General features: G+C 69.7%; 21 protein-coding genes and 1 tRNA gene. 12 read left to right on the top strand and 10 right to left on the bottom strand.

Annotated features, from left to right (window positions below; translation table 11 throughout):
• Window positions 1-230: 230 nt before the first annotated feature.
• Window positions 231-1,115 (top strand): class II glutamine amidotransferase, encoded by an 885-nt coding sequence (locus ML01_RS09295; RefSeq protein ID WP_082674097.1) that lies wholly within the window; start codon window positions 231-233, stop codon window positions 1,113-1,115.
• Here ML01_RS09295 and ML01_RS09300 read toward each other — a convergent pair.
• The 8 genes from ML01_RS09300 to ML01_RS09335 form a co-directional block, all read right to left on the bottom strand.
• Window positions 1,112-1,516 (bottom strand): PleD family two-component system response regulator, encoded by a 405-nt coding sequence (locus ML01_RS09300; RefSeq protein ID WP_058555115.1) that lies wholly within the window; start codon window positions 1,514-1,516, stop codon window positions 1,112-1,114. The two genes, ML01_RS09295 and ML01_RS09300, sit on opposite strands and share 4 nt — an antisense overlap.
• A complete protein-coding gene (locus ML01_RS09305) occupies window positions 1,479-5,597 on the bottom strand; it encodes a response regulator (RefSeq protein WP_058555116.1) in 4,119 nt (1,372 codons plus the stop codon). The genes ML01_RS09300 and ML01_RS09305 overlap by 38 nt, the downstream gene beginning before the upstream one ends.
• 203 nt (window positions 5,598-5,800) lie before the next feature.
• Window positions 5,801-6,025 (bottom strand): hypothetical protein, encoded by a 225-nt coding sequence (locus tag ML01_RS09310; RefSeq protein WP_058555117.1) that lies wholly within the window; start codon window positions 6,023-6,025, stop codon window positions 5,801-5,803.
• Between the two features lie 157 nt (window positions 6,026-6,182).
• Window positions 6,183-6,479, bottom strand: coding sequence for a TusE/DsrC/DsvC family sulfur relay protein (locus tag ML01_RS09315; RefSeq protein WP_058555118.1), 297 nt, complete (start codon window positions 6,477-6,479; stop codon window positions 6,183-6,185).
• 109 nt (window positions 6,480-6,588) lie between these two features.
• Window positions 6,589-7,317, bottom strand: coding sequence for a HugZ family protein (locus ML01_RS09320; RefSeq protein WP_058555119.1), 729 nt, complete (start codon window positions 7,315-7,317; stop codon window positions 6,589-6,591).
• 20 nt (window positions 7,318-7,337) lie between these two features.
• Window positions 7,338-8,111, bottom strand: coding sequence for a DUF3050 domain-containing protein (locus ML01_RS09325; protein WP_058555120.1), 774 nt, complete (start codon window positions 8,109-8,111; stop codon window positions 7,338-7,340).
• Between the two features lie 105 nt (window positions 8,112-8,216).
• Entirely contained in the window at window positions 8,217-9,521 is a 1,305-nt protein-coding gene (locus tag ML01_RS09330) for an energy transducer TonB (protein ID WP_058555121.1), read from the bottom strand.
• A gap of 231 nt (window positions 9,522-9,752) precedes the next feature.
• On the bottom strand, window positions 9,753-10,100 hold the full coding sequence (locus ML01_RS09335; RefSeq protein WP_156427625.1) for a cell division protein BolA: 348 nt from the start codon (window positions 10,098-10,100) through the stop codon (window positions 9,753-9,755).
• 512 nt (window positions 10,101-10,612) lie between these two features.
• On the opposite strand from ML01_RS09335, the gene ML01_RS09340 reads away from it, so the two are divergent.
• Window positions 10,613-12,049: a sodium:alanine symporter family protein gene (locus ML01_RS09340; protein WP_162267988.1), complete on the top strand. Its 1,437-nt coding sequence runs from the start codon at window positions 10,613-10,615 to the stop codon at window positions 12,047-12,049.
• Between the two features lie 397 nt (window positions 12,050-12,446).
• On the opposite strand, the gene ML01_RS09345 is transcribed toward ML01_RS09340, so the two are convergent.
• Complete coding sequence (locus ML01_RS09345; protein WP_058555124.1) at window positions 12,447-12,770, bottom strand: BolA family transcriptional regulator; 324 nt, start codon at window positions 12,768-12,770, stop codon at window positions 12,447-12,449.
• 292 nt (window positions 12,771-13,062) lie between these two features.
• On the opposite strand from ML01_RS09345, the gene ML01_RS09350 reads away from it, so the two are divergent.
• The 4 genes from ML01_RS09350 to aceK all read left to right on the top strand — a co-directional run bounded on the left by ML01_RS09350 (window position 13,063) and on the right by aceK (window position 18,159).
• Window positions 13,063-13,458, top strand: coding sequence for a CPCC family cysteine-rich protein (locus ML01_RS09350; protein WP_082674099.1), 396 nt, complete (start codon window positions 13,063-13,065; stop codon window positions 13,456-13,458).
• 389 nt (window positions 13,459-13,847) lie between these two features.
• Window positions 13,848-15,164: an isocitrate lyase gene (gene aceA / locus ML01_RS09355; protein ID WP_058555126.1), complete on the top strand. Its 1,317-nt coding sequence runs from the start codon at window positions 13,848-13,850 to the stop codon at window positions 15,162-15,164.
• A gap of 425 nt (window positions 15,165-15,589) precedes the next feature.
• Window positions 15,590-16,120, top strand: a complete 531-nt coding sequence (gene rraA / locus ML01_RS09360) for a ribonuclease E activity regulator RraA (RefSeq protein ID WP_058555163.1) — start codon at window positions 15,590-15,592, stop codon at window positions 16,118-16,120.
• A 248-nt stretch (window positions 16,121-16,368) separates the two neighbouring features.
• Window positions 16,369-18,159, top strand: a complete 1,791-nt coding sequence (gene aceK, locus ML01_RS09365) for a bifunctional isocitrate dehydrogenase kinase/phosphatase (protein ID WP_058555127.1) — start codon at window positions 16,369-16,371, stop codon at window positions 18,157-18,159.
• A 14-nt stretch (window positions 18,160-18,173) separates the two neighbouring features.
• Here the strand turns inward: aceK and ML01_RS09370 are convergent, their stop codons facing one another.
• Window positions 18,174-18,554, bottom strand: a complete 381-nt coding sequence (locus ML01_RS09370) for a DUF3775 domain-containing protein (RefSeq protein ID WP_058555128.1) — start codon at window positions 18,552-18,554, stop codon at window positions 18,174-18,176.
• A 190-nt stretch (window positions 18,555-18,744) separates the two neighbouring features.
• Here ML01_RS09370 and ML01_RS09375 point away from each other — a divergent pair, with 190 nt between their 5' ends.
• The 6 genes from ML01_RS09375 (at window position 18,745) to ML01_RS09400 (ending at window position 24,998) form a co-directional block, all read left to right on the top strand.
• Window positions 18,745-20,190 (top strand): ribonuclease J, encoded by a 1,446-nt coding sequence (locus ML01_RS09375; RefSeq protein WP_216819148.1) that lies wholly within the window; start codon window positions 18,745-18,747, stop codon window positions 20,188-20,190.
• Between the two features lie 207 nt (window positions 20,191-20,397).
• On the top strand, window positions 20,398-21,204 hold the full coding sequence (locus ML01_RS09380; RefSeq protein WP_058555130.1) for a M48 family metallopeptidase: 807 nt from the start codon (window positions 20,398-20,400) through the stop codon (window positions 21,202-21,204).
• 56 nt (window positions 21,205-21,260) lie between these two features.
• A complete protein-coding gene (locus tag ML01_RS09385) occupies window positions 21,261-22,463 on the top strand; it encodes a lipocalin-like domain-containing protein (RefSeq protein ID WP_058555131.1) in 1,203 nt (400 codons plus the stop codon).
• A 121-nt stretch (window positions 22,464-22,584) separates the two neighbouring features.
• Window positions 22,585-24,036 (top strand): hypothetical protein, encoded by a 1,452-nt coding sequence (locus ML01_RS09390; protein ID WP_058555132.1) that lies wholly within the window; start codon window positions 22,585-22,587, stop codon window positions 24,034-24,036.
• A gap of 217 nt (window positions 24,037-24,253) precedes the next feature.
• Complete coding sequence (locus ML01_RS09395; RefSeq protein WP_058555133.1) at window positions 24,254-24,736, top strand: hypothetical protein; 483 nt, start codon at window positions 24,254-24,256, stop codon at window positions 24,734-24,736.
• Window positions 24,737-24,921: 185 nt separating this feature from the next.
• Window positions 24,922-24,998 (top strand) — tRNA-Met (locus tag ML01_RS09400).
• The last annotated feature ends 373 nt before the right edge of the window (window positions 24,999-25,371 follow it).

Below are 25,371 nucleotides of genomic sequence, written 5' to 3' on the forward strand. Positions count from 1 at the left end.
ATCAATTTCCGGTATGGTGGCCGTCGCCGCAGGAGGAACCAGGGGCCAAGGGCCAAGGAGTGCTCCCTTGGCCCTTGGCCCTTTTGCCTGCAAGCGCCGTGTCGTCGTGACACTTGACTCATCTGCAAACACTCGGCGCCGTCAGGGGTCAGCGGACGCCCGGCCGGTGCCCGCCGGCGGTCTCGGCGATCCCTGAGAATCAAACCATTTGAACCCCGGTCGGCCCCCTCATGTGTGAGCTCTTCGCGATGTCGAGCCGGATGCCGGCGACGCTCGGCTTCTCGCTGGAGCGGCTCGCCCGCCGCGGCGGTGCGGAGGGCCCGCACCGCGACGGCTGGGGCATCGCGCTCTATGAAGGCCCGGATTGCCTGCTGCTGCGCGAGCCGCGGGCGGCGAGCGAGAGCCCGCTGCTGCGCTTCATGGAGCACCAGGGTTGGCGCACCCGCATGGCGCTGTCGCACATCCGCCTCGCCACCTTCGGCGACCGGTCGCTGAAGAACACCCAGCCGTTCCTGCGCGAGCTCGGCGGGCGCATGCACGTGTTTGCGCACAACGGCGACCTGCCGGCGCTGCTCGCGATGCCCGATGATCCGCTGCAGCCGTTCCGGCCGGCGGGCGATACGGACTCGGAGCGCGCCTTCTGCGGCCTGTTGTCGCGCCTCGCGCCCCTGTGGCGGGATGCGGGCGGTGCGGTGCCGGCGCTCGCGGAGCGGCTCGCTGTCATTGCCGCCCATGCCGCCGAGCTGCGGGCCGTGGGCCCCGCCAATTTCCTCTATGCGGACGCCGATGCGCTGTTCGTGCACGCCGACCGCCGCACCCAGCGCGACGGGCGCCTGCAGCCACCGGGGCTGTACCTCTTGCAGCGCTGCTGCTGGCGCGCGGCCCCGGAGCTGGCAGAGGCCGGCGTGGAGCTGCAGACGGTCCGCCAGGACGTGGCGCTCGTGGCAAGCACGCCGCTGACGGATGAGCTCTGGCAGCCCTTGGGCGAAGGCGATCTGATCGCCCTTGCCGGCGGCGTCTGCTTCGACGCGAAGGGCCGGCTGGCGGCACCGGAGCAGGTCTCCGGGGTGGCGCCCACGCCGCTGCCGGCGGCAGCCTTCGGCCCCTTGTGCTAGCCCCCGGGTGTCGAGTCCGCGACGGCCGCCGTCGCGATCAGGTCGGCAACGGCGGCGAGCAAGCGCTTGGGGTCCACCGGCTTGGTCAGCACCGCGGCGCCGCCCGCGGCCCGGCAGAGGGTCGTGACCTTGTCGTCGGCGCTGCCGGTGACGAAGAGCACGGGCGTGTGCTCCAGGCCCGGCTGCGACTTGATGCGCCGGCACACATCGGGGCCGTCCAGGTCCGGCATCATCACGTCCAGCAGCACCGCCTTCGGCTGATCCCGCACCGCGATCTCGACGGCCCGCAGGCCGCTGCGGGTGGCCTTGACGTGGTAGTGCGGCCGGAGGATGTTGTTCAGCACGTGTAGGTTGGTGATGCTGTCATCGGCGATCAGGACCACCGGTTGCTCTTCCGTCATTGCTCGTCTCCTGGACTGCCGGGGTCGAGTCGTGGAGCCCGCGTTCTGCGCGCATGCGCGCCTTGAGCGCCACGAGGGCCGCCTGAGCCGCAGTGTAGTCGAACTCATCGACCGATTGTGCCAGCCGCTGCGCCAGCCCGTGTAGGTGCCGGTTGTGCCCCAAGACCGCGGCGAGCTGTGCGGCCGTCTCCACCGCGTCGGCGTCGTCCGCGTCGAGCAGCGCGTGCAGCCGCTCCACCAAGGCCTCGGCGCCGACCGTTGGGGTTGCGTCGCCGCCCGTGCCCAGGCGGCCGAGTGGCGCTGCCAATTCCGCCAGCGCCGCTGCCGCGGCGGTGAGCTCGAACATCTGCACCCGGCGACTCAGCGCCGCCGTGCGGCGGCCGAGGTCGCTGTCGTCCCCGACCGCGGCGGCGAGCGCAGCGGCGACGGACAGGGCCTCGGCATCGCCGTTGCGCAGCAATTCGCCCAACTGCGCGGCTAGGTTGCGGCAGCGGTCGGCCTGTTCCGGCGTCAGCCGCGGCAGGTCGCGACAAGGGGCAGGCGGCTCGATGGTCGCTGGCGCGAGCCGGCGCAACGACTCGGCGAGACGCTCGACCCCTTGCTCGATGACGCGGGCATGGGCGTCGAGCGCCTCGCCCTCCGCGCCGGACCGGATGGCGTCTTCCAACCGCGCGGCGTCCGCGGCGAGCTCGGCGAGCCGCAGGTTGCCGGCCACCCCCTTCAGCGTGTGCACGAGCCGCCGAGCGGCGTCTTGGCGCGGTGCCGCGCAGGCGGCCGCGAGCTTGCTGCCAAAGTCCCGGTACTCTTCGCACAAGCGCCCGAGCATCGAACGGCGCAGCGGCGTCGGCGCGGCGGCTCGTCCGGCCTCCGTCGCCGCTGCCGACGCGGCGGCCGACGGCATCGGCAGGGCCGGTTTGCGCGCCCACTGGGCGAGCGTTGCGAACAGCTCATGCACGTCCACAGGTTTGGTCAGGTGATCGTCCATGCCCGCGGCGAGCGCCCGGCTGCGATCCGCCGGTCGCGCGTCGGCGCTCATCGCGATGATCGGGAGCCGGGCACGGCCGGGCTCGGCGCGGATCAGGCGCGTCGCCGCATAGCCGTCCAGCTCGGGCATCTCGATATCCATCAGCACCGCGGCATACTCGCCCGTGAGCGCCTTGTCGACGGCTTCCCGGCCATTGGTCGCGATGTCCACCTGGAGTCCGGCCGCGGTCAGGATCTCCACCGCGAGCTCGCGGTTGATGGCATGGTCCTCGGCGAGCAGCACACGCGCGTTCCGGAGCTGCTCCAGGTCCCGAGGGTCGCCGAGCCGTCGCCGCTGCGGCACCGGCAAGGCGGACCCGTCGGCGGGCTCCAGCATGGCCACCTCGTAGATGGCGGCGGCGCTCACCGGCTTGGCGAGGCAGGCGAGGACGTCGACGTCGCGGACGGCGGCGGCGAGGTCCTGCTCGCCGTAGGCGGTGACGAAGACCAGGCGCGGTTTCGGCAGCAACTGCTGCTCCGCGGCGATGGCCCGCGCGACGTCCGGCCCGTCGCGGCCCGGCATGCGCCAGTCGAGGAAGACGAGGTCGTAGGGGTCGGCTTTGGTACAGGCCTCGCGCAATGCCTCAAGGGCGGTGTCGCCGTCCACGGCAGTGCCGACGCGAAGCCCAAAGGACTCCACCATCATCGCCAGGATGCCGCGCGCCGTGGCGTTGTCGTCCACGACGAGCACGCGCCGGTCCCGTGGCAGCGCGCGGCGCTCAGGCCCGGCCTGCTGCTGGCGGCCGAAGCGCGCGGTGCAATGGAAGGTGCTGCCGACGCCGGGCTCGCTCTCCACCCAGATGCGCCCGCCCATCATATCGGTGAGCCGTTTGCAGATGGCGAGCCCGAGGCCGGTGCCGCCGAAGCGGCGGGACTTGGAGCTGTCCGCCTGATAGAAGGCATCGAACAACTGTGCCTGCTCTGCCGCTGATAGCCCGATGCCGGTGTCGCTGACGGAGAAGCGCAGCATTAATTGATCGGTGCCGTGCTCGGCGGTACGCACGCGCAGGATCACCTCCCCCTGCTCCGTAAACTTGACCGCGTTGTTGCCGAGGTTGATTAGGATCTGGGAAAGCCGGAGCGCGTCCCCCACCAGCGCCATCGGCAGGTCCGCCGGCGCGTCCAGCAGCAGCTCCAGGCCCTTGCGCTGGGCCTGCGGCGCGATGCTGCCGACCACGGCCTGGAGCACGTCCTCCAGCCGAAAGGGCGCGCTGTCGAGCTCCAGCTCCCCGGACTCCAGGCGCGCGTAGTTCAGGATGTCGTTGATGCTGCCGAGCAGCTCGTGGGCGGCCGCGTGCGCGCGGTCGACGTAGTCGCGCTCGCGCTTGGGCAGCTCGCCCGCGAGCGCGAGATGGGTCATGCCGAGGATGGCGTTGATGGGCGTGCGGATCTCATGGCCCATGTTGGCAAGAAACGCCGTCTTCGCTCGACTCGCCGCCTGCGCGCGGTCGCGGGCGCGCCGCAGCGCCGCCTCACTCTGCTTGCGGTCGGTGACGTCGTGGGCGATGCCGCACAGCCCGTAGGGCCGGCCCTGCGCGTCCAGCAGCGGGAACTTGTAGGTGTCGAGCACGATTTCGTGGCCGTGCACGATGCGGGCATCCTCGTAGTGGCGCGGCTCGTTCTGGTCGAGCACGACCTCATCCTCGCGCGCCATCTCGGCGGCCACCTCGGGCGCAAACAGCGCATCGTCGCCGAAGCCCAGGACATCGGCCTCGGACAGGCGCGCGAGCTCGCACCAGCGGTCGTTCACCAGCTTGTAGCGACCCTGGCGGTCCTTGACGTGGATCAGCATGGGCGAGTTGTCGAGGATCGCCTTGAGCTCCTCGCGCGAGCGCCGCAGCGCCTCGGTGCGCTCACGGACCTGCTGCTCCAGGTGCAGCCCGTGCTGTTCCATCTCGGCGCGGGCGTGGGCCAGATCCTCGGCGAGGCTCAGCGCCGCGGCCCGGCCCGCGTGCAGTTGCTCTGCGCGCGCCTGGCTCGCCGCCCGCGCGGCGCTCGCGCGATGGTGCTCCAGCGCCTGCGCGGCGAGCCCCTCGACGAGCCCACCGAGGAACCGCAGCAGCGTGCCGAGGCGCTCGTGGGTCAAGCAGGTGCCGAGGGCCGCGGCCCGCCCGGCGGGGTCCGCTGCGGCGAGCCGGAAACCGGCGATGCAGAGACTGGCGACGTGCTGTTGATGCACGCGCAGCGCCATGGCGGCGGTGGAGCGGCCGTCGTTGCAGGGCAGCAGCGCATAGTCGCCGGTGGCGCCGCCGGCGCAGAGCCGCTCCAGCACCGCGGGCACGCAATCGCGCGCGTCGGGGTCGCGGCGCTTGGCGGCGGCGCGCGCGAGCTCGCGGCCGTGCGCGTCCAGCACCAGCGCCGTGAGGCCGGTGCCGGCGCAAAAGTCCCGCAGCAGGGGCTCCAGTGCGGCGGCGCGCAGGAGCTCGCCCGGCGCCGGGTCCGTCGTGCCGGCAGCGTCGTGGTCGGCGGCGAGGGCCGACGGCGGCTCCGGCGCTGCGTCCGCCGCAGGGTGGGGCGGCGGCATGCCCGCCGCTGCGGCGAGGCGGTTCGCCTCCTGCTTGAGCTCCACGATGCGCTGCTCGCGGTCCACCGCGAGCCGCTCCAGCCGCTCCGCCTCTTCGATGCGCCGTTGCAGCAGCGCGCGCTCGCGGATGGCCTGCTCGGCCCGTTCGCGCTCGCGCAGGTCGCGCATGACGGCGATGGCGTAGGCGCGGCCATGGCGCTCGAAGCGGCCGAGCCGGATCTCCACCGGGATCGACTCGCCGGTCTTGGTCAGCGCGTGCAGGTAGCGCCCGGCGGCGGCCATGTTGCGCGGGTGCTGGGCCGTCATGAAGCCACGGCGCTGATGCTGGTGGGGGGCGTGCAGCACCGCCGGCAGCAGCACCTCCACGGGCTGGCGCAGCAGCTCGCGGCGGGCGTAGCCGAGCAGGGTGCACGCCTCCTGGTTGATCAGGACGATGCGCCCGGCCATGTTGACGAGCAGGATCGCGTCCGGAGCGGCGTCGAAGATCGCGCGCAACTGCGCGTCTTGCGTGCGTTGGGGCGGGGTCAGCGGCATGGCCACGGGGCGGCGCGGCGGCCGGCTCCTACGGGGGCGGCGCGGGTGGTTGAGATCAGGCGCCGCATGTGGGGGCCTGTCTGGGCTTGAGGTGGATTGTCATCGTGGGCGGCTACCCGATCGGGCTTGCCCAGGGAGGCTCGCAGCCCGCGAGCGGCGCGCTGTCGAGCCTTCCGTGGCTATGCACCGTGCGGTGTGCCGGATCAGTGCAGGCCTTCTTCCTCGACATAAACGAGCTCGGGGTAAAAGGTCTTGTCCGGCTCCTGCGCGGCGAGCGCCTCGGCCTTCGCGAGCGCCTCGCCATAGGTCATCTCGCCATCGAAATGACCCTTCTCGAACTTGGCCTTGCTGCGCCAGCCGACCCGGTAGCCCGGATCTGCGGCGCGCTTGGACAGGGAATCACCTTTACTTTTCAACAACGTCGCCATTGGCGTCTTGCTCCAAGTCGATACTTCGTGTCGTCTTCGTGGTGCCGGACGCGGGCGTCCGGCACTGTCTTGGGGGTGCGGCACAGGATCGCTGCGCGCGCGCCCCGAAAGTCTCCCGGGCGGGCAGCCGGCAAAAAGACGCCGCCCGCGCATGCACTCATACGCAGCCCGTCGGCTTCGGCAGGCCGCCCCATTTGCAGATGAGCTTCATCGGGCCCTTCTTGAAGATGCCGTAGAGGTCCTTGGTGCTGACGCCCTGTTTCTTGGCGAAGATCCGAATCGGCGGTACGACACCGTCATTGTCGTACATGCTGCGGGCCTCGCGGATGAAATCCATGACCTGCGAGGTCATCTCGAACTCGTCCTCGCGCGCGAGCTCCGCGGCCAATTCTTCGCTCCAGTCGTCGCGGTTGACGAGGAAGCCCTCGCCGTCTACGGGTACGCTCACTGCCATGTCGTGTCCTCTCTTGTCAGGTTGTCTGCCCGGGATTTTCCCGGTTATGAATTGCCTGACCGTGAATATGGTTGCTGCGCGCGGATTCCACCCTTTGGTCGGTGTGGGATCAGGCGGGCTCGGCGCCGAAAGGTCGCCGCCCTGCGCCCTCAATGCAGTGTCGCAGCGACGCCGCGTCGGCAATCGGCGCGTCTGCATCGATCCGCCGCAGCCGCTCGCCGCAGCGCAGCGTGATGCCGAGGCGGTCGATGCCGGCAGGTACGACGGCCGCGCAATCCGCTCCAGCCAAAGCGGCAAGCCGGTCTGCATGGGCGTCCTCCAGCAGGCGGGTGAGCGCCTGCTCGGTGGCCGCAGCATGCGCGATGCCGGCGCGCAGCCGGTCCGTGCCAAGCCAGCGTGCCTGCGCAAAGCCGCCATTGTAGTGGCAGCGCAGCGGCTCGAAGCGATGTAGCTGAAAATTGAGCTGCTCGGCATAGACGCGCCCGCTCGGGTAGTGCCGACACCAGCGCGCGAGCGCCTCGGCGTCGGCGCTCGGCAGACAGCGGCCGACGCAGGTGAGCCGTCGCCCCTGCTGAATGTCGCCGTCCACGGCATCGAAGAGCGTCAGCGCCGCGCGCGGGTCGACCGCGAGGTTTCGGCTGTGCTGCGCCAGATGGCTCAGCAGCAGCAGCGGCTCACCAGCGTTGGACAGGCACAGCGGCACGACGGAGCCGAACGGATAGCCCGGCTCCGCCGCGGACTGCGTCGACAGCACGCCGTGGAAGCTGCCGCACCAGAGCGCACGCGCACCGGCGATGGCGTCCGGCGGGGCGGCGGCGGGTTCTTCTGCGGCGGCCATGCGGGCAGGCCCAGGCGCGCTCAGCCGCGGGCGGCGCGGATGGCGTCGCGCACGCCGTCCCAGAAGCGGATGCGCGCACAGATGGCCTCTTCGGCGGCGGTGGCGGCCTCCTCCAGGCGCTTGGGGTCGTCGCCGCACAGCGCGTCGAGCAGGCGCATGGACAGCGGACCATGGAAGTCCTCATCCAGGTGCACGTGGCGGTTCAGGTAGTGGTGAAAGGTCGGCGCCTGCGCCGGGTCGACGCCGGCCGCGGCGAGTAGGCGGCGGAACATGTCCGGGATGATGCGCTCGCGGCCCACCGCCAGCGCCGCGGCGGCGGCGTGGGGCTTGTCCTCGCGAATGAAGCAGAAGGTCGTCTCGCTGAAGTAGCGCGCGGGCAGCGGCGTGCTGTCGGCGTAGAGGGCCGCGTCGAGGCCGTCCTGCCGGACTCGGTCGAGAAAGCGTCGCGGCGCCTGCGCGTCGGCGCCGATCTCGGCCATGGCCTTGAGGTACAGCGCGAAATGGCTGCCGTATTCGACGCCGGCGGCGGTCTCGATGCTGTCCGACTCCTCTTCGAGCACCAACTGGTTGATGAAGTAGACCACGGCCGGGTCCGCCTGCGGCATCCAGGGCGTCGTGGTGGGCGCGACGGCCCGCTGCAGGTGCTTGATCAGCGACATGAAATCCCACACCGCGTAGACGTGGTGGGACATGAATACCCGCAGGTCCGCGAGGTCCGCGACCTCAGCGTAGACCGGATGCGCGTAAAGCTCGCGTTGCAGGTCTTCGATGGGGGTGAGGTCGGGGGTGGCCATACTGCTGTCCTCTCGTGATGCTGATGCGCGGGCCGTCGTCGGGGCCGGGCGGATGATGGTCAAGTCTCGTCATGGGCGTCGCCCATGGTGCGTCCCGACCGCGGGTCAATTCAAGCGAAAGACGATGGGCACGCGCACCGTCCACTGGCTGCGTGCGAGCACCGCGGGGATCGGCTCGAAGCGGCCGAGGCGGCGCACCCTGTGCTCGGCCGCGGCGTCGAGGGCGGCGACGCCGGTGCTTTGGCTCAGCCGGATGCCGCTGAACACACCGTTGGCGGCGATGGTGAACTGCACCCGCGCGGTGCCCTCCAGCCGGCGCTGCCGGGCGGCGGGTGGGTAGCTGCGCTGACGCTCCAACGCGCTGCGCAGCGCCGCGAGATAGCTGCGCTCGGCGCCATCGCGCGCGGCGGGGCCCGCCGCCTGCTGCCGCGCCGGTGCGACCGCGGGGGAGGCGTTGCTGCTGCGCCCCGGCTTGCGGTCGGGCATCGCCTTGGCGCCGGGCGCGTCGGCGCGCCGGCTTGCGGCGATGTCGGCGTCCAGCGCCGCGAGCCCGGAACGGTCTTTGCCTGCGCGCGGAGCAGGTTGGCGCTCGGCTTGGGGCGGCGGCTGCGGCGCCGGCGCGTCGGCGCGCGCCGGCTGGGTGCTGCCCGCGCGCTGCCGGCTCGCGGCGATCTCGGCGTCCAATGCCGCGAGGCCCGACCTGTCCTCATCGCGGCCGGGGGCGGCGGGCTCGGGTTTCGGGCGGGCGCTCTGCTCGGCCCGGCGGCGCATGGCGGCGATCTCGGCATCCAGGGCTGCGATGCCGGCTAGCTGGTCGGTGCGCGCCGGTGCTTCCGCTGCCGGCTCAATGGCGGCGCGCGGGGCCTCGGTTGGATGCTGCGTCGCGACCCGGCGCGGGGCACGGGGCACGGGCATTGGCGCTTGCTCCGCATCGGCTACGCGGCTCGGTTTTGGGCTCGGCTCCGGCGTCGGCTCGGGCGCGGGCGCGGGCAACCTGGCTGCGGGTTGCGGCGCGGTGGCGGCCTGCGGCGGCGGCTCTGCGGAGTGGTCCGTCGCGGTTGTGGTACCGGGGCTGTCGATGGGCTGCCGTGCTGCCGTGTTAGCGGGCGTCGGGGGCGCATCCGCGGGGACGTCCTGCGTTATCTGCCCCGGTTGCGCCCCCGGTGCCGGAGCGAGCTCGACCGGGGCGAGCTCGACCGGGGCGAGCTCGACTGGGGCTAGCTCGAATAGCGTGAAGCGCTGCGGCTCCGCAAGCCGGGCGGCAGGCGTCGGGGCGGCGCGCTGCACCGCGAGCATCATCAGGCCATGCAGGAGCACCGACGCCGCCAAGGCCAGCGCGAGCGCAGTGTCGCCGGCTCGGCGCGCAGGCCGGGCGCCGTCGGCGGCGGGGCTCTGCTTGGGGGCGTGCACGGAGTGGATCGGGCTGGGCTTGCGGTGGGTGCGGCGAGTGGGCGCTCGGCGCGCGGCACGAGGACCGCGTCCGGGCCGCGCGTCGGGTCGGATCGATTGGGGCGGCCAGTCTACAGCGGGCGCGGTCGGCTTGCGCGGCCCGCGGAGGAAGGGCGGAGGGGCAAGGGCCGAGGGGCAAGGGCCAAGGAAGGCCTGCTCGGCACTTAGCCCTTAGCCCTTAGCCCTTAGCCTTTAGCCCTTAGCCTTTAGCCCTCGGCCCTTCGGTTCGCTGCCGAAGCCTCTGGCACCGTGTTGGGCACGTCGGCCGGGGAAGGTGGCGAAGCAGCGCTCGGCATTTCCGAAGCGCGAAGAACCCGCGGCCAGCAGTGCCAGGACGCTGAACCCATTGAGCGCCAGCCCGACCAGCAGGAGCGGTGTGCGCAGCAGATAATCCCCGGCGAGCCAGTGCATGACGGAGGCGTGATATTCCAGCGTCGCCCAGATCGACGCGAACAAGAGCGCGACGGCGAGCAGCGAAAAGAGATCGGCGATGATCTCGTTGGCGCGCGTGAAGCGCTGCATGTCTCGACAGATACCCATGGGCTGTCTCCGGTTATTGGGGTGCCCGCTGATGTGAAGCTAGACAGGTGCAGCTAGACAGGTGCAGCTAGACAGCCGAACGCCGGCCGTCGGCGGGCGCTCCGATGGGCTTGGCGTGGCTGGAGTCGGTGGATCTCCATGAAAACCCCAGCCTCGATGGAGGGTATGCCGAATTCCGTTTCGGGTAAAGCGGTATTCTGCAGGCGCGGCCGCCGGCGGCTGATGGGACGCCGGCGTTCGGCTCGCGCGCGCGCGTTGCGGGGCGCACGAAGACCGCGTGTATAGTACGGCGCCGTAGGTCGCCATCGGGTTTGGCCGGGCGGCCTGTGGCGCCGACGCCCGCCTGGTCTCGCGGTGCCTTATCGCGGGTCCGTGCGGGTATCGGTGATTCAAAAGCAGGTCGCCGGTCTCGGCCGGCGGCCGCGATCTTCGTCAGCAGTTCGGGGGAGCAGGGTGTGGAGCAGATCTCTGAGGTAATAGGGTTAGTCAACGGCGCCGTCTGGGGACCGCCGATGCTGGTGCTGATTCTCGGCACCGGGCTTTTTCTCACCATCGGGCTCGGGGTCATGCCGCTGCGCAGAATCGGCTATGGCTTCCGTATGCTTTGGTCCGGGCGGCGCGGGCAGGGGGAGGGTGATATCACCCCCTTCAATGCGCTGATGACGTCGCTGTCGGCCACCATCGGCACCGGCAACATCGCCGGTGTCGCGACGGCCATCGCCATCGGCGGGCCCGGTGCGCTGTTCTGGATGTGGATGACGGCGCTCGTCGGCATGGCCACCAAGTACGCGGAGGCCGTGCTCGCGATGCGCTATCGCGAGGTCGACGAGAAGGGCAATCACGTCGGCGGGCCGATGTATTACATCAAGAACGGGCTCGGTAAGAACTGGGTCTGGCTCGCGACGCTGTTCGCGATCTTCGGCGCGCTCGCGGGATTCGGCATCGGCAACTCGGTGCAGGCCAACTCGGTGGCCGATGCGCTGTCGAGCCGGTTCGGCGTGCCGGAGTTCTGGACCGGCATCGTCATGGCCGTGCTGGTGGCGCTGGTGCTGATCGGCGGGATTCGATGGATCGCGCAAGTGTCGGGCAAGCTGGTGCCCTTCATGGCCGTCGCCTATGTGCTCGGCGGCCTCGTGATCCTGGTGCTGAACTACGCCGAGGTACCGGGGGCCTTCGCGTTGATCATCGGCGAGGCGTTCACGCCGTCGGCGGGCGTCGGCGGCTTTGCCGGTGCCGGCATCATGCTCGCGATTCAGATGGGCGTCGCCCGCGGCGTCTTCTCGAACGAGGCGGGCTTGGGCAGCGCGCCGATCGCGCACGCCGCCGCGGAGAGCGACAGCCCGGTGCAACAGGGCACCGTCGCGATGCTGGGCACCTTCATCGACACCATCATCGTCTGCACCATCACGGGGCTCGTCATCGTGGTGTCGGGCCAGTGGCAGGCGGTCAGCCCGGACTTCAGCGCCTGCGAGGCCCGCGGCGGCGTCATCGAGGAGCGTGTCGGCTCGGCCTGGGGCATCGAGCGGCCGAGCACGGTCTGCATCGACCCCGGCCAGGACGGCGCGACCCACGCCAAGCTTGTCTCCGGTGCGACGCTGTCGACGCAGGCCTTCGGCCATGAGCTGCCCGGCAGCGGCAAGTACATCGTGGCCCTCGGGCTCGTGCTGTTCGCGTTCACGACCATCCTCGGTTGGGCCGTTTATGGCGAGCGCTGCGTCGAGTACCTGTTCGGTGTGCACGCGATACTGCCGTTCCGGGTGCTGTGGGTCGCGGCGGTGCCCATCGGCGCGGTGGCGCATCTGGACTTCGCCTGGCTCGTCGCCGACACGCTGAACGCGATGATGGCCATCCCGAATCTTATTGCGCTCTTGTTGCTGAGCCCGGTGGTGTTCAAGCTGACGAAGGACTTTTTCGCCGCGGAGAAGGCGAGGCGCGAAGTCGGGCGCTGAGTGAAGCCCCGCGCCCGCCGGGCAGGCAGCTCGGCGGGCTCAATGCCGTGGTTTAACTTTCAGTTTTTTGGTTTTTAGGCGATTGCCGGAAAAAACGTACCGAATGGCGCAGGATTTTCGTCCGCCTTCAAGGAGCGGCAGCGGGTGCATAGTCGAACGATGCACCCGCTGCCGCGACGCAGAAGGCGGGCGAAAAGACAAGCCAGGCGGTATTTTTTTGAAAGAAATCGCCTTAGTGGCTTACCACGAAAGTCGCGCGCAGCGCGCGCCTTAGTCCCCCACTCCTCCTGGGAGAGGGCCGGGGTGAGGGAAGCGGCCATGGCGAGCAGCGCGTCTCATCCTCCGGGGTGGCGCTGGTCGCCATGGCCGTTAGCCTGCGGCTTACGAAAAGACGATATCAGGCCGACACCTTGGACCCACCCATGCATTGCGGCGATTGCGGTGCCGGGCCGCCGCCCTGCTCGAACCACTCCTCCGGCGTCCAGGCATGGATCGACAGCGCGTGCAGGCCGGCGTCGAGCTCGCCGCGCAGCAGCGCGTTGACGCGCCGATGGCGTCCGATCGGCTTGTCCTCGGTAAAGGCGTCGCTGACCACCAGCACCTTGAAGTGCGATTCCGCGCCCTCGGGGACGCTGTGCATGTAGCTCTCGTCCGTCACCTCTAGGTGCAGCGGCGCCAGGGCGACGGACAAGGTCTCTTCGATGCGGGCTTTTCTGGTCATGACGGGGCTCGTTGGCGCTAGCAGGCGGTTCAAATGCGGACAGGTGTGTGTTTGCGGTGTCGGCGTCAAGGGCGGCGTGCGCAGTGCGTTGAAAATGCGCAGTGCGTTGAACGTGCGTACTGCGAAGTGCGTTGACCCACCGCGCAGTGCACACCCCGCACCCGCACTGCGCACTGCGCACTGCGCACTGCGCACTGCGCACTACCCACTTCCCACTTCCCACTTCCCACTTCCCAGCTCGCTTCCCGCCCCCACCTTTCCGCGATAACAAGTCGCCCGCTCCGAGCCCGCTATGCCCCCGATGACCCTGTTCCCCTGCGTTTGCTGTGGCCATCTGGTGCATGACCAAGTGCCGGGCTCGCATCAGGTCTGCCCCATTTGCGGCTGGGAGGATGATCTCTCGCAGTTGCGCTTTCCGGAGATGCCTGGCAGCGCCAACACCGTGAGCCTCACCGAGGCCCAGCGCAACTTCGAGGCCTACGGGGCGTCCGAGCGTCGCAATCGCGGCCGGACTAGGTCGCCGGTGGACGGCGAGCCGCGGGAGCCCGCGTGGCGCCCCGTGGACGCGGCCCGGGACAACATTGAGCACCCCCAGCGTGGCATCGGCTACGCCGATTCCTACCCCTGGCCCGACACCACGGTGCTTTACTACTGGCGGAGCAGCTTCTGGCGCCGCTTCGCAAGTTGAAGTCAGGGCCCCATGCCTGATGCCCGCCTGACTCACCTGCCGAACCGATCGTGGGTTCGCGTTCCCCTTGATCCACGCCGCCGGCATCCGGTGATCCCCTGCTCGTGCCGCCGAACTTTGCTGCGGTTGCGAAATATCAATACCGAAGATTTACCTGATTGGCTTCTCAAATACTCCAACGGGCCTTAGTGTTCAGCACCAAGACCGAGCCCCTCGGTCAAGAAACGGCCGCTGCCACGCGTTCGCGCGGGCAGCAGGGCTCACGGCGTCGCGGAGGGCGAGCCGATGCTCGGCTCTCCTGGCCAGCATCGGCAAACCCGGCGGGAAGGCCCGCGGACTTCGGTGTCGCCGTACCCCATGGCAAAACCGCTATCACTGAGGATTCCGTCATGCAAAACACTCCGTCCCGACAAGAGCAGATCCGGGCCATTGAGCAGGACTGGGCCGAGAGCCCCCGCTGGACCGACGTCAAGCGCGGCTACAGCGCCGCCGACGTGGTGCGCCTGCGCGGCTCCGTGCAGCCCGAGCACACCTATGCGAAGTACGGTGCCGAGAAGCTCTGGAAACTGGTGCACGGTAGCGCCAAAAAGGGTTACGTCAACTGCATGGGCGCCATCACTGGCGGCCAGGCCATGCAGCAAGCAAAAGCCGGCGTCGAGGCGATTTACCTCTCCGGCTGGCAGGTGGCGGCCGACGGCAACACCTCCGAGACCATGTACCCAGACCAGTCGCTGTACGCCTACGACTCGGTGCCGACCATGGTTCGGCGCATCAACAACGCCTTCAAGCGTGCCGACGAGATCCAGTGGTCGAAGGAGATCGGCCCCGGCGACGACGGCTACATCGACTACTTCCTACCCATCGTCGCGGATGCGGAGGCCGGCTTCGGTGGCGTGCTGAACGCCTTCGAGCTGATGAAGAACATGATCAATGCCGGTGCCGCCGGCGTGCACTTCGAGGACCAGCTCGCTGCCGTGAAGAAGTGCGGCCACATGGGCGGCAAGGTGCTGGTGCCGAGCACCGAGGCGGTGCAGAAGCTCGTCGCCGCGCGCCTCGCGGCCGATGTGATGGGCGTGCCGACGCTGCTGCTCGCACGCACCGACGCCGAGGCCGCGAACCTGCTGACCTCCGACGTGGACCCCAACGACCAGCCGTTCCTGACCGGCGAGCGCACCGGCGAGGGCTTCTACCGGGTCAAGAACGGCTTGGAGCAGGCCATCAGCCGCGGCCTGGCCTACGCGCCTTATGCGGACTTGGTGTGGTGCGAGACGGCGACGCCGGATTTGGGCTTCGCGCGGGAGTTCGCGCAGGCGGTGCTGGCGCAGAACCCGAACAAGCTCTTGGCCTACAACTGCTCCCCGTCGTTCAACTGGAAGAAGAACCTGGACGACGTCACCATCGCGCGTTTCCAGGACGAGCTGTCGGACATGGGCTACAAGTACCAGTTCATCACGCTCGCCGGCATCCACAATATGTGGTTCAACATGTTCGACCTCGCCTACGACTACGCCCGCGGCGAGGGCATGCGCCACTACGTCGAGAAGGTGCAGCAGCCGGAGTTCGACGCCCGTGACAAGGGCTACACCTTCGTCAGCCATCAGCAGGAGGTGGGCGCCGGCTACTTCGATGACGTGACCACCACCATCCAGGGCGGCGCGTCGTCGGTCACGGCGCTGAGCGGCTCCACGGAGGAAGCGCAGTTCTGAGGATGCGTGCGGGGCGGACGCGCCGCCTCGCGCGCGGGCCGGTGCCGGCGCGCCATGGCGCCTTGGCGCGGTGGCAATCTGTCGTTGTGGATTGCCGACATGGACCGAAGCTGCCACAGTCCAAGGCCTCGCTGCGCCAAAACGGGGCGCTGCGCCGGTGGGCTGTTCGGCATCGGCACGGCGCCGGCCGCAACGCCGCCAATCCGCTTGTGCGGCGCAGTCCGAGTCGCAAATTGCGATGCAGGCCCGTTTTTCAGTTCGGATATATGCGTTTTCGGTGTCGTCGCGGTCGCGCATGAGGCCGCTCGCCGCCGCCGACGCGGAGCTTTGGGGCAGTTATGGTCCATTTCTTGCATCGCACAACGGGTCCTGCGGTGTCGTGCGGCCCCCGTCCGCGCCTGATCCGCGCTGCCGAAATGAACAAGATGATGCTGCCTCCTACTTCCGCCGACATGTACGACCGCTTCGGCGATGATCTGCGCGTCTGCGCACCGCTGTTTCGCGACTTCGGCGGTCGCACCGCGTTTGCCGGCGCCGCCGTGACCGTTAAGTGCTTCGAGGACAACTCGCGCATCAAAGAGGCTCTGGACGAGCCCGGCCACGGCCGCGTTCTGGTCGCCGACTGCGGCAGCTCGCTGCGCTGCGCGATGCTCGGGGACATGATTGCCGAGCGTGCGGTCGAGCAGGGCTGGGCCGGCGTCATCATCGACGGTTGCGTGCGCGACGTGCTGCGGCTTGCCGAGCTCGACCTGGGTATCAAGGCCATCGCGCCAACCCCGCGCAAGAGTACCCGCCGCGGCGAGGGCCAGCGCGACATCCCGGTGCAGATCGGCGGCGTGCCGATCCATCCGGGGGATGCCGTGCTGTGCGATCGCGACGGCATCCTGATTGCGTCGCCGACGCTGCTGCCGGCGCTGCTCGGGCAGGCCCCGACCAGCGATTTGGCCGGGCGCTGAGTCCGCGCGAAACCCCACCGAGATCACAGCCGAGGAGCTTTATGAGCACGCTCCGTGATGACCGCCATCCGCTGCGTTTGTGCATGCCGAACGGCAGTCCCTTGTCGTCGAGCCTAGCGCGTTGGCGGCGCGCCCTTCGCCCCGCGAGCTTAGGTCCTGCGCAGGCGTCGGGCGCGGACCGGTCCGGTGGCGATGAGCTGCCGGCAAGCGACTCGCCCAACCGGCCCTCCGCGGCAAGACGCAGTTAAATGGCCTGGCTCGAGGCCAAGCAGATCGCCGAGGCCATCCTCGACGGCTTCGATCGCCATTACCGGTTGTTCCGCGCCGTCACCGCGGACGCGCGGCTGCACTTCGAGCAGGCCGACTGGTCCGCCCTGCAACGTTGCGCGCGCGAGCGCATCGGCTTCTACGACTGTCGCGTCGGCGAGACCGTCGCCGTGCTGCGCCGAGAGTTTCGCCTGCGCAGCGCCGACGACAACCTGTGGCGGCGGGTCAAGGTGGAGTATTCGCGGCTGCTGCCGCAGCACCGCCAGCCGGAGCTGGCCGAGACCTTCTACAACTCCGTGTTCTGCCGGCTGTTCGACCGGCATTACTATAACAACGCCTACATCTTCGTCTGGCCGATGCTCTCCACCGAGCACCTGGAGGCGGAGGTGCCCATCTTCAGGCCCTACTACCCGGACCGGCACGGCTTCGAGTCGGTGATCGCGGACATCCTGAGCGATATGGACTTTGCGCTGCCGTTCCGGCACCGCCGCCGGGACGTGCGCAACCTCATGCACGCGATCCGGGCGCGCTTCCCGCGCAACCGCGCGCGCGCCCAGAACTTCCAGCTTGCGGTGCTGGTGACGCCGTTCTTCCGCAACAAGGCCGCCTACATCATCGGCAAGGCCATCAACGGCGCGCAGCAGATCCCGTTCGCGCTGCCGGTGCTGAACGACGAGCATGGCGGTCTGTATGTAGACGCCCTGCTGACGGGCGCGGACGAGCTCGCCGACGTGTTCAGCTTCTCGCGTGCCTACTTCATGGTCGACACGGCGGTGCCGGCAGCCATCGTGGACTTCCTGCGCCCGCTGATGCCGCACAAGACAAAGGCGGAGCTGTACACGTCGATCGGGCTGCAGAAGTTCGGCAAGGCGGAGTTCTACCGGGACTTCTTGAAGCACCTGCGCTACTCGTCGGACCAGTTCGTCGTCGCACCGGGCATCCGCGGCATGGTGATGTGCGTGTTCACGCTGCCGTCCTTCCCGTTCGTGTTCAAGGTCATCAAGGACCGCTTCACGCCGCCGAAGGAAATGACCCGGGCGCAGGTCATGGCCAAGTACCGGCTGGTGAAGCTGCACGACCGCGTCGGGCGCATGGCGGACTCTTGGGAGTATTCGCACGTCGCCTTCCCGCGGGTGCGCTTCTCAGATGAGCTGATCACGATGCTGCGGCAGGACTGCACCGGCAGCGTCACGATGGACGGCGACCAGGTGGTCGTGTCGCACCTGTACATCGAGCGCCGGCTCTCGCCGCTCAACCTGTACCTGGCGAGTGCGGACGACGACGACATCGTGCATGCAGCGCAGGAGTACGGCGATGCCATCAAGCAGCTCGCGGCGGCGAACATCTTTCCGGGGGACTTCCTGTTCAAGAACTTCGGCGTCACCCGCCAGGGCCGCGTCGTGTTCTACGACTACGACGAGCTCTGCTATCTCAGCGAATGCCGTTTCCGCGACATCCCGGAGCCGCCGTTCCCGGAAATGGAGATGGCGTCGGAGCCCTGGTACACGGCTGGGCCGGCCGATGTCTTTCCGGAGGAGTTTGAGACCTTCCTGCTCACCGAGTCGCGCTTCCGCAAGGCGTTTCGCGCCCGGCATGCAGACATCTTCGATCCGGCCTGGTGGCGGGCACGCCAGGCCGCGATCGAGGCCGGCCGGGTGGAGGACGTGTTTCCGTATCCGGAAGAGCGACGCTTCGGCCGGCCGGCTGCACCGAGCGCAGCGCCGTCGCTGATGGCTCGTGCTCCGGCCGAGCCCCTAGCCCCTAGCCCCTAGCCCCTTCTTCCAGCTCATTCGCAGGGCATGTCGAGCGCGATCAGCCCTTCCTCCAGGTGATCAGACCCCATTGGATGGGCCAGCACGTATTCCGCGGCGCGGATGCTGTAGTCGCCAAGGGCCTCGTCCACGGCATCTTCCCACTCATCCACGGTGTAATCGCCGCGGCCCAGCCACATCAGGGCCACCAGCTCCGCGCGCTGACGCTCGGAGAGCTCGTGGACGATGCTGCGGAACTCGCCGACGTTGTAGTCGTTGCCGTGGTGGGCGAGTATCTGGAGCGCCCAGTCCTCCGACGGGCTGTTTTCGTCCTGCGGGATGCAGACCTCTTCCTTCGCTTGGAACTCACGCGCGAGCGCGATGAGTCCGCAGAGTGTTTCGTGCCTAATGTGCATGCGCACGAGCGCCTCCTCAGAAGTTGTTATGCTGCGGCGCGGCCACGACCGGCGCTGGCATGTCGGCCGCGCACGAGGCCGCCGACGCGGATATTGACCCCTTCTGCGCCCGAGTCTACTACGAGGCTCGCGCGCCTCTGGCTGATCAAGAACAAGTCGCGCAGGAATCGCCGAGCCTCGGCGCTGTCCGATGTCCATTCTGCCAACCGACAGAGCCCCTGTTCAGCCCATGCTGCAAGCCGTGCTTTCCGTTGAACCCGGCGCTGACGAGGTGCTGTTCCTGCCGCTCGGCGGCACCGGCGAGATCGGCATGAACCTGAACCTGTACGGGCACGACGGCCGCTGGCTGATCGTCGACATCGGCATCACCTTCGGCGGCGACGACTTCCCGGAGCATGACGTGCTGATGGCGGACCCGGCGTTCATCGTCAGCCGCCGGCAGCGCCTCGCCGGCATCGTGCTGACGCACGCGCACGAGGACCACGTCGGCGCCGTCGCCTACCTGTGGAAGCGGCTCAAGTGCCCCGTCTACGCGACGCCCTTCACGGCCGCCGTCGCGCGCTGGAAGCTCGCCCGCGCCGGGCTCGACGCCGTGCCGGTGCACGAGGTGCCGCTCGGTGCCCGCTTCGAGGTCGGCCCCTTCGGCGTCGAGTACGTCGGCATGACCCACAGCATCCCGGAGCCGAACGCGCTCCTGCTCACCACGCCGGCCGGCGCCGTGTTCCACACCGGCGACTGGAAGCTCGATGAGCGCCCCGTGGTCGGCCGGAGCTACGACGCCGAGCGCCTGCGCGGGCTGCGCAGCGAGCCGCTGCTGGCTATGGTCTGCGATTCCACCAACGCCGTGGTGCCCGGCAGCACGGGCTCCGAGGGCTCGCTGTTCGCGCCGCTGCTGGAGCTGGTGCAGGCGGCCGGCGGGCGCGTGGTGGTGACGTCCTTTGCCAGCAACGTCGCGCGGCTGGTCACGCTGGCGCGGGTGGCGGAGGCGAGCGGCCGACGCTTCGGCGTCATCGGCCAGGCCATGGAACGCATGGTGGCCGTCGCCCGCGCCACCGGCTATTGGCCGGCGGACCTGCCGGCGCTGGTGGATGCCCGTCACCTGGGCTATCTGCCGCCCGTGGAGGTGCTCGCCGCCTGCACCGGCAGCCAGGGCGAGCCCAGCGCGGCGCTGACGCGCATGGCCGCCGACAGCCACCGCGACATCCTGCTGGACCCGACCGACACGGTAATCTTCTCGTCCAAGCTGATCCCCGGCAACGAGCGCCCGGTCGCGGCGGTGCACAGCCGGCTGCGGGCGCTCGGCGTCGAGGTCGTCACCGATGCGGACGCGCACGTGCACGTCTCGGGCCATCCGGCCGTCGAGGATTTGAAGCGCTTGTATGATTGGGTGCAGCCGCCGGCGGTGGTGCCCACCCACGGCACGCCGCGGCACCTGCGCGCCAATGCCGAGATCGCGCTCGGCTGCCATGTGCCGCGGGTCGCCGTCATCGGCAACGGCGACGTCTGTCGGCTTTCAGCGGCGGGGCCGGAGGTGCTCGGCCGTGTGCCCACCGGGCGGCTCGCGCTGGCACCGAGCGGGCAGCTCGCGCCGGTGTCGGCGCCGGTGCTCGCCGCGATGCGCGCCGCCGTCGGCTGAGCGGCGCCCTGGCGCATTGATTGCCCGAGGGCGCGTTGAGTGCCGGAGACGCGCCCTGTTACACGCGCCCTGTTGCAATTGCAGCGTATTGATTGCTTTCGGCGCATCGATTGCACTGTGACGCATTGATTGCACGCGTCAGCCCCGCATTTCCGAGCCGGCTGTGGGCATGGGGCCCGCGTCGGCGAACACCTGGAGGGACCAAGCATGTTCAAGCTCTTCACCGGCCGTGCCGCCCGCCTGGGTGCTGCCGCATTCGTCGCGCTGTTTGCACTGGCGAGCTGCGCGACGGCGCCCGAGACCGGCCGCCAGCAGTTCATCATGATCGACCCCGCGCAGGAGGCGCAGATGGGCTTCCAGGCCTTCAGCCAGCTAAAGCAGAAGAAGCCATTCATCACCACCGGCAAGGATGCGGAGACCGTCCGTCGCGTCGGCCAGCGCATCGCCCGGGTGGCGCCGGTGCCGCACGCCAAGTGGGAGTTCGTGCTGTTCAAGGACGATTCGCCCAACGCCTTCGCACTCCCCGGCGGCAAGGTCGGCATCAACTCCGGCATCCTCAAGATCGCAAAGAACGAGGCGGGGCTTGCCACCATCATGGGCCACGAGGTTGCGCACGTGGTGGCGCGCCACGGCGCCGAGCGTGCCTCGCAGACCATGGGGCTCCAGGTGCTCGGCGTCATCGCCGACGCGGCGCTGGCGCAAAAGGCCCCAGGCGCCCGCCAAGGCGTGATGCAGGCCTACGGGCTCGGCGCCCAGGTGGGCGTGCTGCTGCCGTACTCCCGCATCCATGAGCTGGAGGCGGATGAGCTCGGTATCCTCTACATGGCCCGGGCCGGCTATGACCCGGCAGAGGCCGTCGACTTCTGGCAGCGCTTTGCGGATTACAACCGCCAGCGCGGCGGCAAGCCGCCCGAGTTCTTGAGCACGCACCCGCTGGACGAGCGCCGCATCGCGCAGTTGCGGGCGATGCTGCCGCGGGCGCAGGCCGAATACGCGAAGGCGAGCAGGAGCTGACGCATGGACCTGTGCGGATGAGCGTAGGCGGTGCTGTTGTTCTTGCGGTTCCCCTGATGCGTCGCCTGCTGCCCTGGCTCGCCCTCGCGCTGCTCGCGCTCTCGGCCTGGTGGCTCTGGCCCAGCGGTGGCGGCGTGCCGCGCAGCGCGCTGGACCCGGTCGCCGTCGCCGCAGCGCTGCCGGCGCTCGACGCTGCCGACGGCTTTGCGGTGCTCGCCCCGGCCGGCCCGGACTGGTTGCCGCTGCCGGAGGATCTGGGGCCGCATCCCGACCAGCGCACCGAGCTGTGGGATCTGAGCGGGCAGTTGCGCGATGCCGCCGGCGAGCCGGTCGGCTTCCGGCTCACGCTGGTGCGGGTTGGGCTCCGGGCGGCGGTGGAGCGGCCCGCGACGCTCGCCGCCGATGCCGTCCTGTTCGGCCGCTTCGCGCTGGTGCCGAAGCGCGCCCCGCCCATCCAAAGCGAGCGCGCGAGCCGCATGGCCGCCGGGCTCGCCGGGGCCGGCGCTGCGCCGCCCGCGGTCTGGCTGGAGGACTGGCGGCTCGCGCTGCCTGCTCGCGGCACCGACGGCCGGCTGCGCGTCGCCGCTGGCGGCGTCGAGCTCGACCTGACCCTTCGCGCCGTCAAAGACCCCATCGCCCCGGCGGCGGCGCTGCTCGGGGCCGCCCCGCGCGCTGCTGGCGGCGAGGACGACGGCCCCGGTTTCCGCTGGTTCGCTGCACCACGACTAGCGGCCTCGGGGCAGTTGTTGCGCGGCGGGCAGGCGCTTCCGGTGAGCGGCACCGCCTGGCTCGACCGCGCCTGGGGCGGTGTTGCCGCGCTTGGCGCCGGCGGATTCGGCGCCAGCCGGGGCCAGCTCGCCCTGAATCGATTTTTGCTGCAACTGGACGACGGCAGCGAGCTTTTGTGCATCCAGTTCCGCCGGCGGCGCGGCGGTGGCACGCCGGTGCCGACCTGCGTCGCCGGCGCCCCGGACGGCGGCACGCGAGTGCTCCGCCGCCGCGAGCTGACGCTGGAGCCGACCGCGGGCGCCTGGCGCAGCCCGGCCAGCGGCGCCGTGTATCCGCTCAACTGGCGGCTCGCGGCGCCCGCGCTGGGGCTGGACCTGACCCTGGCGGCGCTGACACCGGCGCAGGAGCTTACGCTGGGCGAGCCCGTTTGGAGCGGTGCCGTGACGGCACAGGGCGAGCGCGACGGGCAGGCCGTGCGCGGCGGCGGGCGTATGGAGCTCGGCGGCTATGCGGCGCCGACCGGCGGTTGAGCGGCCGCCGGCCTTGGCCCGATGCCGGAACCTCCGTTGCTGGCGGCCTGTCTCCCCTGTATCGCATCGCCCCGGCACGCCCGGTCAACGGCCCAGCAAGCATCACCGCTGAGAGAATGCCATGCCTATCTCCACATCAGGTCGCGGCCGGCGCATCGTGCCGGCTTCGGCGGCCCTCGCCATCGGCCTCGCGCTGCTGCTCGGCGGCTGCGGCGAGGAGCCCGCGGTGATCATCGCCGAGCCCGGCGAGATCCCGCCCGCGAAGCAGCGCGTGGGCGACCCGCAGGTGGGGCGCCAAGCCCTGCTGAACCGCGCCGTCGTCACCTGCGGGCTGCCCTACAGCGCCTACGTCGCGACCACCGGCGCCCCTGCGCCCGAGTACGACCTGCCGGGCCGCGAGGGTCGCAACGCCGAGCTGCCCTACCAGCTCACCGTGTTCACCGCCGACAGCGGGGTCGAGCTGGTCACCAGCAACTGCCTGGGCTGCCACGCGGCGCCGCTGAACGGCGAGCTCGTCATCGGGCTCGGCAACGAGTTTCTGGACTTCACGCGCGACCCCGTGATGGCGGTGGAGGGCGCCGGCGCCTTCGTCGAGGGCGACGCGGAGGCGGCGGAGTGGCAAAAGTGGGCGGATCGCCTCGCCGCCATCGCCCCCTGGGCCATGACCGACACCGTCGGCGCCAATCCCGCCCAGGCCATCACGCTCGCGCTGATGGCGCACCGCGACCCGAAAACGCTGGCCTGGTCCGACATGCCGCTGATGGACCTGCCGCCGGCGGAGGTGCTGCCCGTCAGCGTGCCGCCTTGGTGGAATCTCGGCAAGAAGCACGCGGTGTTCTACAACGGCCAGGGCCGCGGCGACCATGTCGGCACCATGATCCTCGCCTCCACCACCTGCACCGACAGCGTCGCCGAGGCGCGCGAGATCGACCGCTGGTTCACCGATGTCGCCGCCTATCTCGCGACGCTGACGCCGCCGGCCTACCCATGGCCCATCGACCAGGCACTCGCCGCGGACGGCGAGCAGGTGTTCAACCGCGAATGCAAGGAATGCCACGGCCGCTACGGCCGCTACGGCCGCGACACGCGCCGTGAGACGCGCTATCCGAACCAGCTCGTCGCGCTGGACGAGGTGGGCACGGACCCGGCCATGGCAGAGCTTGCAGTGGATGGCGCCGAGGACTACATCCGCTGGTTCGAGCGCTCCTTTTACGGCCGCCGCGGCGATGCGGTGCCGGGCTTGGGCTACGTCGCCCCGCCGCTGGAGGGCGTCTGGGCCACGGCGCCCTACCTGCACAACGGCAGCGTGCCGAGCATCGCGGCGCTGCTCGACAGCAGCGCCCGGCCCACCTATTGGCGCCACGACGGCGCCGAGCCCGACTACGACCAGGCTGCGCTCGGCTGGCGCCATCGCGCGCTCACCGAGGGGCGCGAGCAGTTCGCGAGCCTGGAGGCGCAGAAATGGGTCTACGACACCACCCGCCGCGGCTACGGCAACCAGGGGCACGATTTCGGCGACGAGTTGACGGACGCGGAACGAACCGCACTGCTCGAATACCTGAAGACGCTCTAGTGAGGCTGCGCCTAAGACCGACAAGGGCAGGGCACGCCGCGTTAGTTCACTCGACCGTTGGCGCAGATGAACCGAGGGCCGAGGAGGGCGCCTTACCACGAAAGCCGCGCGCGGCGCGCTCCTGCAAAGCGGCAACGCCGGCGCTGCGCCGCGGTCGGCGCGATGTCCAGTCGCACGCCCGTTTCGATTCAACCCACCGCACCAGAGGAATCAGTCCATGCTCAAGCGACCTGCCGCGACACTCACCTTGCTCGCAGTCCTCGCCCTGGCCCTGCCGGCGACCGCCGGTGCAGGCGAGAGCGGCGAAGACCATGACTCGCCCTTCGCGGGCATGCATCTGCTGCTGCTCATGCACAACATGCAGTACTACACCCACAAGCTCGGGCTTGCCATCGACGCCCACAACGCCGCGCTGGAAGCCTTCTACATCCACGAGGTGGAAGCGGTCATCGAGGCCGTCGGCGAGATCGAGGACTACGAGGGCATACCCATCGCGGACAACCTCAAGAAGACCCTGCTGCCGAACTTCCAGACCTTGGAGGCTGCCATCGACAAGGGTGAGCGCGAGGCCGTCGATGCCGCCTACAAGGAGCTTCTCGTAGGCTGCAACGCCTGCCACGCGGCCTCCGAGCACGGCTACATCCACATCCGTCGCAGCTACGACAACCCCTATCCGCAGGACTTCTCGCCGCACGATTGACCCGCGGCCGGGGCGCATCGTCTGCCGGTCGCGCAGCCCGCGCCGGCGCCGGGCTGCGCGTGCGGAACGCAGCCCGGCTTGGCCGCGGTGGCACCCGTCGCGGCCGGGCGCGGATGCGAGCGCAAAAAAACTTCGCAATGGGGGTTGCCAGACCGGCGAAGCAGCGCTAGTATGAGCGGCTCAGTTGCGGGGTGGAGCAGTCAGGCAGCTCGTCGGGCTCATAACCCGAAGGTCGTAGGTTCAAATCCTGCCCCCGCTACCAACACAAGCAAGGGCTTGACGGTTTTCGTCAAGCCCTTTTTTGTTTGCGTCCGCGTTTGTTCATAAAGCGCTCTTGTAAGCAGGTTTCCGCAACAGTGCTGTCACCCCGTCGCGAACCTCCGACGGTCCGGCGTAGCACGCGCGCGCCGCGCAATCCAGGCCGGGCCCCGGTGCCGGCCCCAACCCGCTCAGTCCGCCGACCAGCCCAAGCCGGCAGTGCATCACCCGCGAGCCGATCGATGAACGAGTCACAGCTTATGGAGCTGATTCGCAACGGCGAAAGCTCCGGCGTTGAGTTCAAGCGCGACGATGTGCGTCCCGAGCGTTCGAGGGCATGCGATCCGCTCGCGAGGCCGGCCAGGACATTTTCACGT

The organism is Thiohalocapsa sp. ML1 (assembly GCF_001469165.1).
Taxonomy (GTDB): domain Bacteria; phylum Pseudomonadota; class Gammaproteobacteria; order Chromatiales; family Chromatiaceae; genus Thiohalocapsa.

Coding starts and splice junctions, on each gene's coding strand:
- ML01_RS09380 (WP_058555130.1), top strand. CDS start 20,398: ATGTTCAAGCTCTTCACCGGCCGTGCCGCCCGCCTGGGTGCTGCCGCA.
- ML01_RS09395 (WP_058555133.1), top strand. CDS start 24,254: ATGCTCAAGCGACCTGCCGCGACACTCACCTTGCTCGCAGTCCTCGCC.
- ML01_RS09335 (WP_156427625.1), bottom strand. CDS start 10,100: ATGGGTATCTGTCGAGACATGCAGCGCTTCACGCGCGCCAACGAGATC.
- ML01_RS09295 (WP_082674097.1), top strand. CDS start 231: ATGTGTGAGCTCTTCGCGATGTCGAGCCGGATGCCGGCGACGCTCGGC.
- ML01_RS09310 (WP_058555117.1), bottom strand. CDS start 6,025: ATGGCGACGTTGTTGAAAAGTAAAGGTGATTCCCTGTCCAAGCGCGCC.
- ML01_RS09305 (WP_058555116.1), bottom strand. CDS start 5,597: ATGCCGCTGACCCCGCCCCAACGCACGCAAGACGCGCAGTTGCGCGCG.
- ML01_RS09300 (WP_058555115.1), bottom strand. CDS start 1,516: ATGACGGAAGAGCAACCGGTGGTCCTGATCGCCGATGACAGCATCACC.
- ML01_RS09370 (WP_058555128.1), bottom strand. CDS start 18,554: ATGCACATTAGGCACGAAACACTCTGCGGACTCATCGCGCTCGCGCGT.
- ML01_RS09350 (WP_082674099.1), top strand. CDS start 13,063: ATGCCCCCGATGACCCTGTTCCCCTGCGTTTGCTGTGGCCATCTGGTG.
- ML01_RS09320 (WP_058555119.1), bottom strand. CDS start 7,317: ATGGCCGCCGCAGAAGAACCCGCCGCCGCCCCGCCGGACGCCATCGCC.
- ML01_RS09340 (WP_162267988.1), top strand. CDS start 10,613: ATGCTGGTGCTGATTCTCGGCACCGGGCTTTTTCTCACCATCGGGCTC.
- aceK (WP_058555127.1), top strand. CDS start 16,369: ATGGCCTGGCTCGAGGCCAAGCAGATCGCCGAGGCCATCCTCGACGGC.
- ML01_RS09325 (WP_058555120.1), bottom strand. CDS start 8,111: ATGGCCACCCCCGACCTCACCCCCATCGAAGACCTGCAACGCGAGCTT.
- ML01_RS09315 (WP_058555118.1), bottom strand. CDS start 6,479: ATGGCAGTGAGCGTACCCGTAGACGGCGAGGGCTTCCTCGTCAACCGC.
- ML01_RS09345 (WP_058555124.1), bottom strand. CDS start 12,770: ATGACCAGAAAAGCCCGCATCGAAGAGACCTTGTCCGTCGCCCTGGCG.
- rraA (WP_058555163.1), top strand. CDS start 15,590: ATGATGCTGCCTCCTACTTCCGCCGACATGTACGACCGCTTCGGCGAT.
- ML01_RS09375 (WP_216819148.1), top strand. CDS start 18,745: ATGTCCATTCTGCCAACCGACAGAGCCCCTGTTCAGCCCATGCTGCAA.
- aceA (WP_058555126.1), top strand. CDS start 13,848: ATGCAAAACACTCCGTCCCGACAAGAGCAGATCCGGGCCATTGAGCAG.
- ML01_RS09385 (WP_058555131.1), top strand. CDS start 21,261: ATGCGTCGCCTGCTGCCCTGGCTCGCCCTCGCGCTGCTCGCGCTCTCG.
- ML01_RS09390 (WP_058555132.1), top strand. CDS start 22,585: ATGCCTATCTCCACATCAGGTCGCGGCCGGCGCATCGTGCCGGCTTCG.